Annotated in this window: 11 protein-coding genes and 1 tRNA gene; 4 read left to right on the top strand and 8 right to left on the bottom strand. The window is 70.0% G+C overall.

The annotated features are described in order from the left end of the window. Positions 1-37 precede the first annotated feature (37 nt). Complete coding sequence (locus ACFZB3_RS15600) at positions 38-667, top strand: response regulator transcription factor (protein ID WP_384031128.1); 630 nt, start codon at positions 38-40, stop codon at positions 665-667. 328 nt (positions 668-995) lie between these two features. Here the strand turns inward: ACFZB3_RS15600 and ACFZB3_RS15595 are convergent, their stop codons facing one another. The 5 genes from ACFZB3_RS15595 to ACFZB3_RS15575 all read right to left on the bottom strand — a co-directional run bounded on the left by ACFZB3_RS15595 (position 996) and on the right by ACFZB3_RS15575 (position 6,853). After that, positions 996-3,161 (bottom strand): LuxR C-terminal-related transcriptional regulator, encoded by a 2,166-nt coding sequence (locus tag ACFZB3_RS15595; protein ID WP_391375339.1) that lies wholly within the window; start codon positions 3,159-3,161, stop codon positions 996-998. A gap of 484 nt (positions 3,162-3,645) precedes the next feature. After that, positions 3,646-3,718: transfer RNA gene (locus ACFZB3_RS15590), tRNA-His, on the bottom strand. 114 nt (positions 3,719-3,832) lie between these two features. After that, positions 3,833-4,435 carry an oligoribonuclease gene (gene orn, locus ACFZB3_RS15585; RefSeq protein ID WP_391375336.1) on the bottom strand — a complete coding sequence of 201 codons (603 nt, stop codon included), beginning with the start codon at positions 4,433-4,435 and terminating at the stop codon, positions 3,833-3,835. A gap of 508 nt (positions 4,436-4,943) precedes the next feature. Continuing rightward, positions 4,944-6,116: a helix-turn-helix domain-containing protein gene (locus ACFZB3_RS15580; RefSeq protein WP_391375333.1), complete on the bottom strand. Its 1,173-nt coding sequence runs from the start codon at positions 6,114-6,116 to the stop codon at positions 4,944-4,946. 377 nt (positions 6,117-6,493) lie between these two features. After that, the gene (locus ACFZB3_RS15575) at positions 6,494-6,853 is read right to left on the bottom strand and encodes a hypothetical protein (protein WP_391375330.1); all 360 of its coding nucleotides are present in this window, start codon (positions 6,851-6,853) and stop codon (positions 6,494-6,496) included. A gap of 330 nt (positions 6,854-7,183) precedes the next feature. On the opposite strand from ACFZB3_RS15575, the gene ACFZB3_RS15570 reads away from it, so the two are divergent. Further along, the gene (locus tag ACFZB3_RS15570; protein WP_391375326.1) at positions 7,184-7,711 is read left to right on the top strand and encodes a universal stress protein; all 528 of its coding nucleotides are present in this window, start codon (positions 7,184-7,186) and stop codon (positions 7,709-7,711) included. 154 nt (positions 7,712-7,865) lie between these two features. Next, positions 7,866-8,432 (top strand): GPR1/FUN34/YaaH family transporter, encoded by a 567-nt coding sequence (locus tag ACFZB3_RS15565; RefSeq protein ID WP_391375323.1) that lies wholly within the window; start codon positions 7,866-7,868, stop codon positions 8,430-8,432. 252 nt (positions 8,433-8,684) lie between these two features. On the opposite strand, the gene glmS is transcribed toward ACFZB3_RS15565, so the two are convergent. Continuing rightward, positions 8,685-10,502 carry a glutamine--fructose-6-phosphate transaminase (isomerizing) gene (gene glmS / locus ACFZB3_RS15560; RefSeq protein WP_391375321.1) on the bottom strand — a complete coding sequence of 606 codons (1,818 nt, stop codon included), beginning with the start codon at positions 10,500-10,502 and terminating at the stop codon, positions 8,685-8,687. Positions 10,503-10,532: 30 nt separating this feature from the next. After that, on the bottom strand, positions 10,533-10,790 hold the full coding sequence (locus tag ACFZB3_RS15555) for a hypothetical protein (RefSeq protein WP_391375318.1): 258 nt from the start codon (positions 10,788-10,790) through the stop codon (positions 10,533-10,535). A gap of 165 nt (positions 10,791-10,955) precedes the next feature. Between ACFZB3_RS15555 and ACFZB3_RS15550 the strand changes: the two genes are divergently transcribed. Next, the gene (locus ACFZB3_RS15550) at positions 10,956-12,521 is read left to right on the top strand and encodes a fibronectin type III domain-containing protein (RefSeq protein ID WP_391375316.1); all 1,566 of its coding nucleotides are present in this window, start codon (positions 10,956-10,958) and stop codon (positions 12,519-12,521) included. 46 nt (positions 12,522-12,567) lie between these two features. Here ACFZB3_RS15550 and ACFZB3_RS15545 read toward each other — a convergent pair whose 3' ends face one another. Then, a complete protein-coding gene (locus tag ACFZB3_RS15545; protein ID WP_391375313.1) occupies positions 12,568-13,428 on the bottom strand; it encodes a DUF4429 domain-containing protein in 861 nt (286 codons plus the stop codon). Between the last annotated feature and the right edge of the window lie 113 nt (positions 13,429-13,541).

Raw genomic sequence — 13,541 nt, 5'->3', positions numbered from 1 at the left:
TCCGCCTCGGCCGGCCATCTGACCCTGGGAGGTCGTTTTGGAACGTCGGATACCGGTGTCGATCCACGCGGACGACCCCATCACGCGGGCGGGGCTGACGACCGAGCTGCGCCAGCGCGCCGAGGTCGAGCTCGTCGACTTATCGCCCCTGGGCGGACCGGCCAGAGTGGTGGTGTTCGCACTCGACGCGCTGTCGGCGTCGGCCCTGGAACTGATCAGGGCGGTGCGCTCGCGCGACGGGGCGCAGGTCGTGCTCGTCCTCTCCGCCCTGTCGGACGACGAACTGCTGGCGGTCGTCGAGTCGGGAGCCTACGCGGTGCTGTGGCGGTGGGAAGCCACCGCCACCTCGCTCACCGAGGCGGTGATCAGGGCCGCTTCGGGCAACGCGGCCCTGCCCTCCGATCTGCTGACCCGTCTGCTGAAGCAGGTGGGACGGCTCCAGCAGCACGTGCTGCGTCCCCAAGGCCTGAGCCTGACCGGACTCTCCGACCGCGAACGCCGGGTGCTGCGCCTGGTGGCAGACGGCTTCGGCACCGACGAGATCGCGGGCGAGCTCGCCTACTCCAAACGCACCGTGGCCAGTGTGCTGCATGACGTGACGGTCCGTTACCGGCTGCGCAACCGCACACACGCGGTCGCATTCGCCATCCGCGAAGGTCTGATCTGAGGACTGCGGCTGAAGGATTCAGGGCTACGCAGCGGCGTGCCGGTGACCGGAGAGGTCGTGCGGGTCAACACCTCGGTGACCGACTTGTGTCGACCGCAGACGAGGAGAGTGACGAACTCCTCCACCATGATGCGCCCGGTAGTGCGCTTCCCCCTGACGACCGGTGAGCAGATCACCGCCTCAGCCCTGCGCAGCGGCGTCGACGAACTCCTGATTCCCGGTGCGTCGGCCGACCGGAGAACGACGCCGGTGCGCCGCCCGGGCGAGCCCGCGACCCGAGTGTGCCAACGGCCCGGTACCGCGGCGCGGGCCGGCCGACCCCGCTGCCTCACTGCCGTGGCCGAGCGGTCGGCTCCGTCGCGGGCCCCTTCGCGCCGTCACCTTCGGTCAACGCGTCGAGTTCGGCGCGGAGTCGGCGGCGCGAGGTGATGCCCAGCTTGGCGAAGACGTTGCCCAGGTGGTACTCGATCGTCTTGGCACTCACGAACAGGGCCCGTGCGATCTGCGGGTTCGTCAAGCCCTGTGCGGCCAGCTGTGCGATGCGGTACTCCTGTGGAGTCAGGGAGACGGGCGAGCGGCCGGCCGTCTCGACGCCCCCCTCCACACCACCGGTTCCGGCCCAGGGGATGTGCGCGCCGACATCCTGCAGCTGTCGGAGACACTGCTCCGCGAACGGACGCGCACCGAGCTCGACGTAGCGGCCGTGTGCGGACAGCAACCACCTGATGGCCGACCTTCGTCGCCGCGTGCCCAGCAGCAGCCTGCCGTAGTCGTGTTCGAGCTGAGCGAGGGTGAACGGCGAGTCCTCGTCGGCCGGCTGCTCGACCGCCGCGGCCAGCCGCTCGGCCGCGGCGGCCAGGTGACCCTCGGCAGCTTCGAGCATGGCTTCGAGCCGGGCCATGGCCGTCGTCTGGCGGGCACCGGGCTCGACGGCGGCGCGCAACGGGGCGAGCGCGGCGCGCGCCGCGGCGAGCCGACCGGCGTCGATCAACGCCGCGATGTACAAGGGGCGCCACAACAACTGCTCGGTCGAGAACAACCCCAGCTGGGCGGCCAGGGGGGTGAGCGCAGCCAGTACGCGGCCGGGCTCCCCGCGTGCATGGGCCAGTGTCGCCGCGGCCAGTGCCGGAAACACCGCGTAGCGCGCCGGACCCAGTGTGTGCTGGTCCCTGGCCAGGGAGTCCACCCGCTCCGCGGCCACCTGCCAATCGCCGCGCAGAGCGGAGATACTCGCCGTAAGCGCGGCCGCCGGGATGGCGTGGCGCCGGTCGTTGCGAGCCTCGGCCACCCGGATGCCCTCGTGGGCGTCGCGCAACGCCGCTTCCCAGTCGCCGAGTTGGAACTGGGCGAAGCCGAGCAGGGCGTACGACAGCGGAAGGACCGGTCCGACCGGGCCGTCGTACGAGCGCACCACCCATTGGAGATCGTTCATGGCCTCGCTGGGCCTGCCGCTCTGCAGCAACCACATGCCGCGAGCCCACCGTAAGATCCCGTGCCCGGGCCCGTCGGCATCCGACGCACCGAGCTCAGGCGCGAGCAGCTCCAGTCGGCGAAGCGAAGCGTCCGCCGAACGGTGGATCCTGCCGTGCGCGTCCGCCGCGAACCACACCGACCATTCCCTGAACTCCTCCGGGAGCCCTTCCTGCGCCAGCAGGGCCAACGCGACCCGCTGCTCGGCCTCGTGGTCCCCGCTGTCCGCGTGCAGGGTCGCGGCCGCGAGCTCCAGGGCCGCGCGCTCCGCAAGAGGCCGGCCGTCGACGAGTCTCCTCGCCTGGTCGAAGAGCGACTGTGCGGCTTCGAACCGCGCCTCACGCGCGGCCAGCTGACCGAGGAACAGGTTGCGCTCCACACTGGGCTTCAGAAGGGCGAGCCGTTGTCCGAGCGCCGCCGCCCATCCGGCGGTGGGCATGAGCTGACCCCACATGGCCGCGATGAGCAGCCTTCGTTCCTGCTCGCCCCTGTCCACCGAGACGTCGGCGGACCACAGCAGGAGGGTTCCGGCCCGTTCCGTGTCCCCGGCCTGGTGGTAGCGCGTTGCCTCGTTCTCCAGCCGCGTGGCGAGTTCGGGGTCGCTCCGGCCGGTGCCGAGCAGCGCGTGCTGGAGCCCGTGGACGCCGCTGACCTGCTGGGCCGAGGCGAGGTGCATCGCCCGACGCAGGGGTGCGGGCAGGTTCCAGTACACGACGCCGTGCAAGGACGGGGAGCTGATGCCGACCGGTTGGGCGAGGCCGCGCGGGAACCAGGTGACGAACCCGGCCTCGATCAGGTCGTGGAGCGCGGCGCTGGGATCGGCCACGTCCGCGATGACGGAGAGGATCGGCAGCGGGGTCTCCTGATCCACCACGGCCATCGCCGCCAGCAGACGCAGACTCGGCTCGGGTAATTCGTCGAGCGTGCGCGCGATTTCATGGTGAAGCGTCGCAGCGGTCTCCGCTGCCGTGCCGAGGCCGTCTGCTGCGGCCGTGGGCTGCGGGGTGGGAGAGAGTGCACTCATGCGATGGCCTGCTTTCCGGTGTCGACCAGCAGAATGTGCATGACGACATCTCTCCTTCTTGCGTGCTCATGACAACTCGGAGTTCCATGGGCACCCTTGCGTCAGGTGGAATCCAATGATACGAGCTTCGGAAGGTTAACCGGGGCGCCGTAAGGGCCGGATCAAAATGACGCCTTGGTCGTCCGGCGCCCGCTGCCCGGCCCGAATGCCCGGATCGCCTGCGCCGACGGGTGCCTGGAGGCAAGGACGTCCTGCGGACGCGTGGGTCAGGGTCCGGGGGCGCGGACCCCGGCCCGACCGCTCGTACCGGGGCAGAGTTGCCGGGCTTCCGCCGGTACGGAAAGTGAGGTTCTGTGGCGGACTTGCGGCTGCCGCTCCTTCCCGGACGGTTCGAGTCGCGGGTGGATCGGCAGCGGTTCGGCCGTGGCCAAACGGCGGACAGGCCCGTGATCTGCTTTCCGCAGATCACGGGCCTGTCCCTAAGGGTGAGTGACGGGACTCGAACCCGCGACATCCTGGACCACAACCAGGTGCTCTACCAGCTGAGCTACACCCACCACGACCGGCGGTGACTTTGTGGTTTCTCCGACCGGCCGAGAAAAAGTGTACAGGGTCCGAAGGGGTGCTCGCGCACGGCTTTCCGGGAGCCGTTTCCGGGGCCTCCCGGGTGGCTATTCCGCAGGCAGGACGTGCCGGGCCGCGATCGTCCGCGCGGTGTCCGAGTCCGGGCCGGGCTGCGGTACGAAGATGGCCTCGCGGTAGTAGCGCAGTTCGGCGATCGACTCGCGGATGTCGGCGAGGGCGCGGTGGTTGCCGTTCTTCTCCGGGCTGTTGAAGTAGGCCCGCGGGTACCAGCGCCGGGCCAGCTCCTTGACACTGGACACGTCGACGATCCGGTAGTGGAGGTATCCCTCCAGGTCTGCCATGTCCCTGGCGAGGAAGCCGCGGTCGGTGCCGACGGAGTTTCCGCACAGCGGGGCCTTGCCGGGTTCCTTCACGTGCTCCCGTACATAGGCCAGGACCTGCTCCTCGGCCTCGGCGAGCGTCGTGCCGCCGGCCAGCTCGTCGAGCAGGCCGGACGTGGTGTGCATCTGCCGCACCACCTCCGGCATCGTCTCCAGTGCCTTGGCCGGCGGACGGATGACGATGTCCACGCCCTCGCCGAGCACGTTCAGCTCGGAGTCGGTGACCAGTGCGGCCACCTCGATGAGCGCGTCGTCGGACAGCGAGAGGCCGGTCATCTCGCAGTCGATCCACACCATGCGATCGTTCATGCGACCACCCTAAAGCTGACGTCGGCGTTTGGGTGCCCCTGGTACGACCCCGACGTCTCCGGGAGCTGCCGCCCCCGCACCCCCGCATCGTCGGCCTACGGCCTCGTCCTCAAGCGCCGGACGGGCTGGGTGGGGGTGGCTGGGCGCGTCGGCGCTGGAGCGCGCCGTCGTGCTTGCGGCCGGTGGTTGGGAGGGGGCCGGTGGTCGGGAGAGGGCCAGGAGGCCGGTGGTCGGGAGGGGGTGGCTGGCCCCGTTGTCTTCGGCTCGGCGCCGTGTCCCGTCGGGGTGGGCAAGGGTGTGCCGTGTCCGCCGGGGCAGGTTCTCGGTGGGCGGAGGCGGCGGGTGTGGCCGGGTGGCGTCGGCTTCCGGCCCCGCTCCCTTTTTTGTGCTCCCTCTCCTTTATGCGCCCTCTCTTGCCTCGCCTCCTGACCTGCCGAGTCGGGTGGCGGGTGGGCGAGGGAGGGCCGAGGTCCGCCCACCCGAGGGTTCGGGTGGGCGGAGCGGGAGGTCAGCTGCCGGTGCGGGGGCCAGGGAGGCTGGCCGAGAGGCCTACCGTGGCTGTCCTGCGGGTCTGCATCGGCAGTACGCCCTCGGGATACGGGACCGCGAGCGGACCCGCGGGCGGCAGCGGGGCCGGTTCCGGGGTGTCGGGGCGGTCGGACTGCGGCCGCCTCGCCCGGTACGCGGCCCGGTACGCCGCCGGGGACGAACCCAGCTGGCGGCGGAAGTGGCCGCGCAGGGCGACGGGGGAGCGGAAGCCGCAGCGGCCCGCCACCTCGTCCACCGAGTAGTCCGACGTCTCCAGGAGGCGCTGCGCCTGGAGGACCCGTTGCGTGATCAGCCACTGGAGCGGGGCCGACCCCGTCAGTGAACGGAAGCGGCGGTCGAAGGTGCGGCGCGACATGTACGCGCGCGCCGCCAGCGTCTCCACGTCGAACTGCTCGTGGAGGTGCTCCAGCGCCCAGGCGACGACCTCGGCGAGCGGGTCGGCGCCGATCTCCTCTGGTAAAGATCGATCGAGGTAGCGCTCCTGACCGCCCGAGCGGCGCGGCGGGACCACCAGGCGGCGGGCGAGCGCGCCGGCCGCCTCGTTGCCGTGGTCCGTCCGCACGATGTGGAGACAGAGGTCGATTCCGGCCGCCGTACCGGCGGACGTGAGGACGTCGCCGTCGTCCACGAAGAGTTCTCGCGGGTCGACGTGTACCGACGGATAGCGCTTGGCCAGCGTCGGCGCGTACATCCAGTGGGTGGTGGCCGGGCGGCCGTCCAGCAGGCCTGCGGCGGCCAGCACGAACGCGCCCGTGCACAGCCCGACTATGCGGGCCCCTTCTTCGTGGGCGCGGCGCAGCGCGTCCAGTGCCTCTTCCGGTGGCGGCGCGGTGATCGAACGCCAGGCCGGTACGACGACCGTGCCGGCGCGTGAGATCGCTTCCAGGCCATGCGGCGCGGTGAGTTCCAGGCCCCCTGTGGTCCGCAGCGGGCCTTCCTCGCCACCGCACACCAGCAGTCGGTAGCGCGGTACGCCGGCGTCCTGGCGGTCTATCCCGAACACCGAAAGCGGTATGGAACTCTCGAAGATGGGGCCGCCGCTGAACAGCAGCACCGCGACGATCTCCTTGCGGCGTCGCCCGGACAGTTTCCGGGCCGCGGCTTCCGGCGCGGCGGTGGAGTCGTGGCTCATCCTGCTAAGCCCCCCTCGGTGGTCGCGGCTCCTCGGTTGTGTCGCTCCTGCACGTTTCCCCTCGGTCCTGCACGAGTCCCCCGCCGTAAGACGTCAAGATCGAATCTACTGGTTTCCGCGGTGTCACGTTGACCAGTTCGACACGCCGTCGATTGTCGACATGACAACTTGGCGTGAAGCATTCGATCACGAAGGGTTGCACTCACGGGCCGTGCAGGGAAGTGCGCCTCGTGGCAGTGGCCAAACCGCGTAGGGTGCGGAGGGTCCCACAGACCCTTTCCGTGCAGGTGGAACGGGGGTTGGGGGGTGGTTGGTGCCCCTCCTGCACAGGTCCGCCAAGTTGGCTGAAAAGAAGCGTTGGTGTGCACGGAAACCGGTCAGTCGACCGGTGTCGTGCTGCGGGTGTGACGTCCGCCTCCCCGGGGTGCCGCCGCACGCTCGGCGCCGAGCCTCGCACCGAGCTCCGAGCGGCGCAGCAGGAAGCGGCACGCGGCGGTGACGGCGGCGAGACCGAGGGCGGTACCGGCCGCGCCGGCCGCCGGGGTGCCGTACCAGAGCAGTACCAGGGGGACGAGCGCGCAGGAGAACACGGCCCAGCGGACCACGTCGCCGGCCGGGTCCGGAGCGCGGCGCGGGTCGGGGGCGCGGCGCGGGTCGGGGGAGCGGCGTGGAGCAGTGGAACGGCGTGGGGCAGTGGAACGGCGTGGGGCGGGGGTGGTGCGGCGCGGTCCGGACATGGTGGTACTCCCTCGTGACGCACTCGTACCGGGATCAACGCGCGTTCGAGCGGTCGGTCACCGTGCGTGGGACTTCCGCTGCTGTCCGAATCCTGTGCAAACCGCCTGTACGGGGCAGCAACCATTGCGTTACGGGCGCGGCTCGTGCATGCTCCCTGGAACCCCTAACCGACTCCGGGGACGGTCCCCTACGGAGAGTGCGCGGGATCTGGGCTGAGGAGGCGTGCCGCCGTACCCTTGGGGGTATGGGGTTGGGAAGATGTTTCCCGGACACAAGCTCGCCGCACACTGTCGTTCCTCCCACACAAGGATCATTACGCCGAGACAGCCATGGCCGGTCACGAATTCTTCGATCCAGCGGACCGCAAGCGGCCGGTCGCCGAACCCACGGCGGCCGATGCGCTGGCGGCGGAAGAGTCACGCCCTTCCTGCGATCCCGCCTTCAAGCACGGAGTGGTCGTCGGCTTCGACGGCTCCACTTCCAGTGAGCGCGCCCTCGCCTATGCGATCGGGATGGCGCACCGCTCCCGCGCAGGGCTGATCATCGTCCACGTCGCCAACAGACTGCCGACCACCGTGTGGGCCGGCTGTGAGCCACCCGTCTTCGTCGACGTTCCCGACCACCGCACCGAGGTGCTCGGTCTGGAACTCGCCTGTGCCGAGTACCTGGCCGAAGTGCCCTGGATCCTCGTCGAGCGCGGCGGTGACATCTGCCACGAACTCGAAGAGGTGGGGCGGGAGTACGAGGCCGACGCGATCGTCGTGGGGTCGACCCACGGGATCGTCGGGCGGATCTTCGGCTCCGTCGCCGGGCGGCTCGCCAAGCGGGCCAAGCGCCCTGTCGTTGTCATTCCGTAACTCCACGTTCTCCCAGGTGAGATGCGCCGTGGGAACGGTCCGGCTCTCTTCGTGCAGCGCCTGAAATTCCTGGCGTGCAGAGGTGTTTGTGCCCTTGTGAAGGGCATATATCGGTCACCGCGCACAACTGCACAAAGCATGAAGGGAGCCCGCCGTGGACAACGACGTCTCTGCGGGAAGCGGAACCACCACCGTGGCCGGCCGACTCGCCCTGGGTATCACCCTGTTGGCGTTCGGACTCGGTACCACCGGTGTCATCGACGACGTCACCACCTCCGACGCCGTGTCAATCGCCCACTACGTGGGCGGAGTCGCCCTCTTCCTCGTCGGCCTGCTGGCCTTCCGTGACCGTGACACCGCGAACGGCACGGGCTATGTGGCCCTCGGCGCCCTCTGGTTCACCTGGGCCGTCTCCGCCGGCGGCAACGCCTCGGCCAACGGCGCCGGGCTCTTCCTGCTCCTCTTCGCCCTCGTGGCCCTGTCGTTGACCCTCGCGGGCGGCGACCAGCTCGGACAGGGCATGCACGGACTGCTGTTCCTGGCGATGCTCGTGCTCGCCGTCGCGCAGTTCGCCGACAGCTCGTCACTGACCAAGGTCGGCGGCTGGGTTGCGGTGGCGGCGGGGGCGGTGGCCTGGTACGCCGCGACGGCCGCGCTCGCGCACTGGCCGACGGTGCTGCCGGGACGGGCTGCCGGTCGGGGGGTGACGGCCCACGGCTGATATGGCAGCCGACGCCGGGGAGTTGGGCGTCCCCGGCGATCCAATGAGCGGACCCTCGCGTGGCCTTGCGGCACACGTGGGGGTCCGCTCGGTTTCGTCGGCCCGTGCGGGCGCCTGGGGGTTGCTCGCGCAGTTCCCCGCGCCCCTGACGGGGCGCTGAATCCAGCGCCGGCCTCAACGCCCCCCAAAGGGGCGCGGGGAACTGCGCGACAAGCCCCCACCGGCCCGCACCGGCCCCACAACCGAACCGTCCTACTCCACCGTCACCGACTTGGCGAGGTTCCGCGGCTTGTCGATGTCGCGGCCCAGGGCCTTCGCCGTGTGGTAGGCGAGGAGTTGGAGGGGGATGCCCATCAGGATCGGGTCGAGTTCGTCCTCGTTCTTCGGGACGACGATCGTGCGGTCCGCCTTCTCCTGGTGCTGGTGGGCCACCGCCAGGATCCTGCCGCTGCGGGCCTTGATCTCCTCCAGGGCCGCGCGGTTCTTCTCCAGGAGGTCGTCGTCGGGGACGATCGCCACCGTGGGCAGGGCCGGCTCGATCAACGCCAGCGGGCCGTGCTTGAGTTCGGACGCCGGGTACGCCTCCGCGTGGATGTAGGAGACCTCCTTGAGCTTCAGGGAAGCCTCACGGGCCACCGGGTAGCCCCGCACGCGGCCGATGAAGAGCATCGAGCGGGCCTCGGCGTACTCCGCGGCCATCTTCTCGATCTCCGCCTCCTGCGCGAGGATCTCCGAGATCTGGGCCGGCAGCTTGCGCAGACCGTCGATGATCCGCTTGCCGTCGCGGACCGAGAGGTCCCGGATGCGGCCCAGGTGCAGGGCGAGCAGCGCGAAGGCGACCGTCGTGTTCGTGAAGCACTTCGTCGAGACCACGCAGACCTCCGGGCCCGCGTGCACGTACGTGCCGCCGTCCGCCTCCCGCGCGATCGCCGAGCCCACCACGTTCACCACGCCCAGCACCCGCGCGCCCTTGCGCTTCAGCTCCTGGACCGCGGCGAGGACGTCGTACGTCTCACCGGACTGGGAGACGGCGATGTAGAGGGTGTCCGGGTCGACCACCGGGTTGCGGTAGCGGAACTCCGACGCGGGCTCGGCGTCGGCCGGGATGCGGGCCAGCTCCTCGATCAGCTGGGCGCCGATCATGCCCGCGTGGTACGACGTGCCGCAGCCGAGGATCTTCACGCGGCGCACGGCACGCGCGTCCCGGGCGTCCAGGTTGAGGCCGCCGAGGTGCACGGTGGAGAAGCGGTCGTCGATCCGGCCGCGCAGCACGCGGTCGACCGCGTCGGGCTGCTCGAAGATCTCCTTGTGCATGTAGGTGTCGTGGCCGCCCATGTCGTACGACTCGGCCTCCCACTCCACGGTGGTCGGCTCGGCCGTCGTGCGGGTGCCCTCGGTGGTGTAGGTGCGGAAGTCGTCGGCCTTGAGGGTGGCCATCTCGCCGTCGTCGAGGGTGACTATCTGGCGGGTGTGGGTGACCAGGGCCGCGATGTCGGATGCGACGAACATCTCCTTGTCGCCGATGCCGAGGACGACCGGGGAGCCGTTGCGGGCGACGACGATCCGCTCGGGGAAGTCGGCGTGCATGACCGCGATGCCGTAGGTGCCCTCGATCACGCGCAGCGCCTGGCGGACCTTCTCCTCCAGCGTCTCCGCCTGGGAGCGGGCGATCAGGTGGGTGAGGACCTCGGTGTCGGTCTCGGAGAGGAACACCACACCGTCCGCCTCCAGCTTGCGGCGCAGCTCGGCGGCGTTGTCGATGATGCCGTTGTGGACGACGGCGACCTTCTGGTCGGCCGACATGTGCGGGTGGGCGTTCACGTCGGAGGGGGCGCCGTGGGTGGCCCAGCGGGTGTGGGCGATGCCGGTGGTGCCCTTGAAGCGCGCCGGGACCTTGGCCTCCAGGTCGCGGACCCGGCCCTTGGCCTTCACCATCTTCAGACCGGCCGTCTTCGGGGCCGAGACGACGATGCCCGCCGAGTCGTAACCGCGGTATTCCAGCCGCTGGAGACCTTCGAGGAGGAGGGGGGCGACGTCGCGCCTACCGATGTATCCGACAATTCCGCACATATATGGGTGTTCCGTATCCCTAAGTCGTGGTCATCCGTAGACCATGCGGCGCAGTTGCCGGAGGGTGAGGTCCGGCGGGGCGACCGCCCTGTACTTCAGATCCGCCGCGATCCGGTCGAAGATCTCCACGTTGACCAGGCCTTCCGCCTGGAGCTCGCGGTGGCGGCGACGGACGTAGTCTGCGGTCGTCTCGTCGAAGTAGGCGAGCACGTCCTGGATCACCCGCAGCGCCTCGCCCCGGCTCAGGGGCGAGGACCGCATCAGATGATCAACGAGTTCGTCGTGCACCCGGTAGATCCTCGGGTACCGGCGCCGGTTTCGCAAGAATCCTGCCCGATTCCGGGCAACGGACTGTTGAATCTCTTATGGGGTGCTGTTCGCAGCCTGTCCATCCTGTGTCTTGCGCCACGTCGCTTGTGGAGACGATTTTCAGACGCCATGGACATTCCTCGTATGGGCGTACCCGATGAGCTCGCCGACCGCATGAGCATGGCGGAGCAGCACGAGTACCTCCGCGCCAAGTTCTCCCGGCGCTCGATGATCAGAGGCGGTGCCGTGACCCTCGGCGCCGTCACGGGCGGCTCGCTGGTCATGGGCGGCACCGCCCAGGCCGCCGTCCCCACCCAGTCCTCCGCCCCCGCCACCCAGTACGTCGACGGTGCCTACGTGGCGCCGTTCGGCCGCCACCTGGCCTTCGGCAACGACGCCAGCACGGAGATGACGATCTCCTGGCAGGTCCCGGTCGCGGTCAAGAAGCCCTTCGTCCGCATCGGCACCCACGCCTCGCACCTCTCGGTCAAGATCGACGCCGAGATCCGCTCCCTCTACACCCCGGCCGGCATCGGTGCCAGCGGCGACCACACCCAGTACTACGTGCACGCCAAGCTGGCCAACCTCAAGCCCGGCCGCACCTACTTCTACGGCGTCGGCCACGACGGTTTCGACCCGGCCTCGCCGCAGTTCGCCAGCACCATCGGCACCTTCACCACCGCGCCCTCGCACAAGCAGCCGTTCACCTTCACGGCCTTCGGCGACCAGGGCGTCAGCTACCACGCCCTGGCCAACGACAGCCTGATCCTCGGCCAGAACCCCAGCTTCCACCTGCACGCCGGCGACATCGCCTACGCCGACCCGGCCGGCCAGGGCAAGACCTCGGACACGGTCTTCGACTCCCGGACCTGGGACCAGTTCCTGGCCCAGACCGAGTCGGTCGCCAAGTCCGTGCCGTGGATGGTGTCGTACGGCAACCACGACATGGAGGCCTGGTACTCGCCGAACGGCTACGGCGGCGAGGAGGCCCGCTTCTCCCTGCCCGACAACGGGCCGGACAAGAAGAACCTGCCGGGCGTCTACTCCTTCGTCCACGGCAACACGGCGATCATCTCGCTCGACCCGAACGACGTCTCCTTCGAGATCCCGGCCAACCTCGGCATCTCGGGCGGCACCCAGACCAAGTGGTTCGAGGCGCAGCTGAAGAAGTTCCGCGCCTCGAAGGACATCGACTTCATCGTCGTGTTCTTCCACCACTGCGCCTACTGCACCTCCACGGCGCACGCCTCGGAGGGGGGCGTGCGACAGGAGTGGGTGCCGCTGTTCGAGAAGTACACGGTGGACCTGGTCATCAACGGCCACAACCACCAGTACGAGCGCACCGACGTCATCAAGGGCAACACCGTCGTCAAGAAGCTCCCGATCGGCGAGACGGCCTACTCCGAGACCGAGGGTGTCGTCTACGTCACCGCGGGCGCGGCCGGCCGCAGCCTCTACGCGTTCACCGCCCCGGACTCCTACGAGGGCCACCTGAACGAGGTCGACTCCGTCGCCTCCTTCATCAACACCAAGGACGGCAAGGTCAACGAGACCGTCACCTGGTCCCGGGTGCGCTACCTCAACTACTCCTTCCTGCGCGTGGACGTCGAGCCCGCCCCGCGCGGCCAGTACGCCAAGCTGAAGGTGTCGGGCATCGCCGAGACCGGCGACCGCATCGACCACTTCACGGTGGCGCGCAAGGCCAAGTAAGGCCGCACGCCCGCAAGGCAGGGCGCAGGGCACCCGCAGGCGGTCCTCACAAGCGTTTGAGGACCGCCTGTTTGGCCATCGTGAACTCTTCGTCCGTGAGCACCCCCGCGCGGTACAGCTCGCCCAGCTCGCGGAGCCGGCGCAGCAGCGCGTCGTGATCGGACCCGGCGGCCTCCGGCACCGGGGCCGCCTCCGGCACCTCGGCCGCCGACGGATGCGGCAGCCGCGCCTGGACCGCCGCCGCGACCAGCGCCATCAGCGGATCCCGCTTGAACCCCCACAGCTCCACCGCGTGCGGGTCGTACTTGGCCCGCTCCCGGACCGGCGCACCGGCGACCCGGAACCGCAGATGGCCGTTCTCGAGACCGGCGGACGGCTGCCACTCCACGCCGAGGATGTCCGCCAGGGCGAGTGTGCGCGGGCCCGCGGCGGCCTTGACGTCCTCCGTCTTCCAGTTCCACTCCAGGCGCACCCGCTCCCCGTCGAAGGACGCCGTGGCGTCCCCGGCGGAGACCGACAGCGGCAGCGGCGGCCCCGGCAGCAGGAACTCGCGCACCGGCGTGCCCGGGACCTGTTCGAGGAGCAGCGCGTCGCGCACCTCGTCCGTGAAGTACTCGGCGACCCCGTACCGGTCCGACTCGACGGTCAGCCGGTAGGGGTCGTGCGGTTCGGCGAGGCGGCCCCCCGTGGCGTGCAGCAGCGGATCGGCGCCGTCCCGCAGCCGCAGCCTCAGCCGCCCCTGCCTGCGGCCCTGTTCGAACGAGATCCCCGCCAACGCGCCCAGCGGCACGACCAGTTCACCCAGTGCCCGGCGCAGCACACCGACGTTCCGGTCCCGCCCGGGAGTCAGCCGCAGGGCGTCTCCGTCGAAGGCCCAGATGCCGTCCTTCTGGATGATTTCCGCCACGCGGGGATTGTTCCACCGGAAGTGCGGGAGAGTGGTCTCGACCAATCCTGGTTCGGTACCACCCCCCGCTGAAGGGAGCGCACGTGCGAACGCACCACAGAACGACTCCCCGA

Source organism: Streptomyces sp. NPDC008092 (assembly GCF_042957285.1).
Classification (GTDB): domain Bacteria; phylum Actinomycetota; class Actinomycetes; order Streptomycetales; family Streptomycetaceae; genus Streptomyces.
The sequence above is the reverse complement of the archived record's forward strand: the minus strand, read 5'-3'. Positions and strand labels throughout refer to the sequence as shown.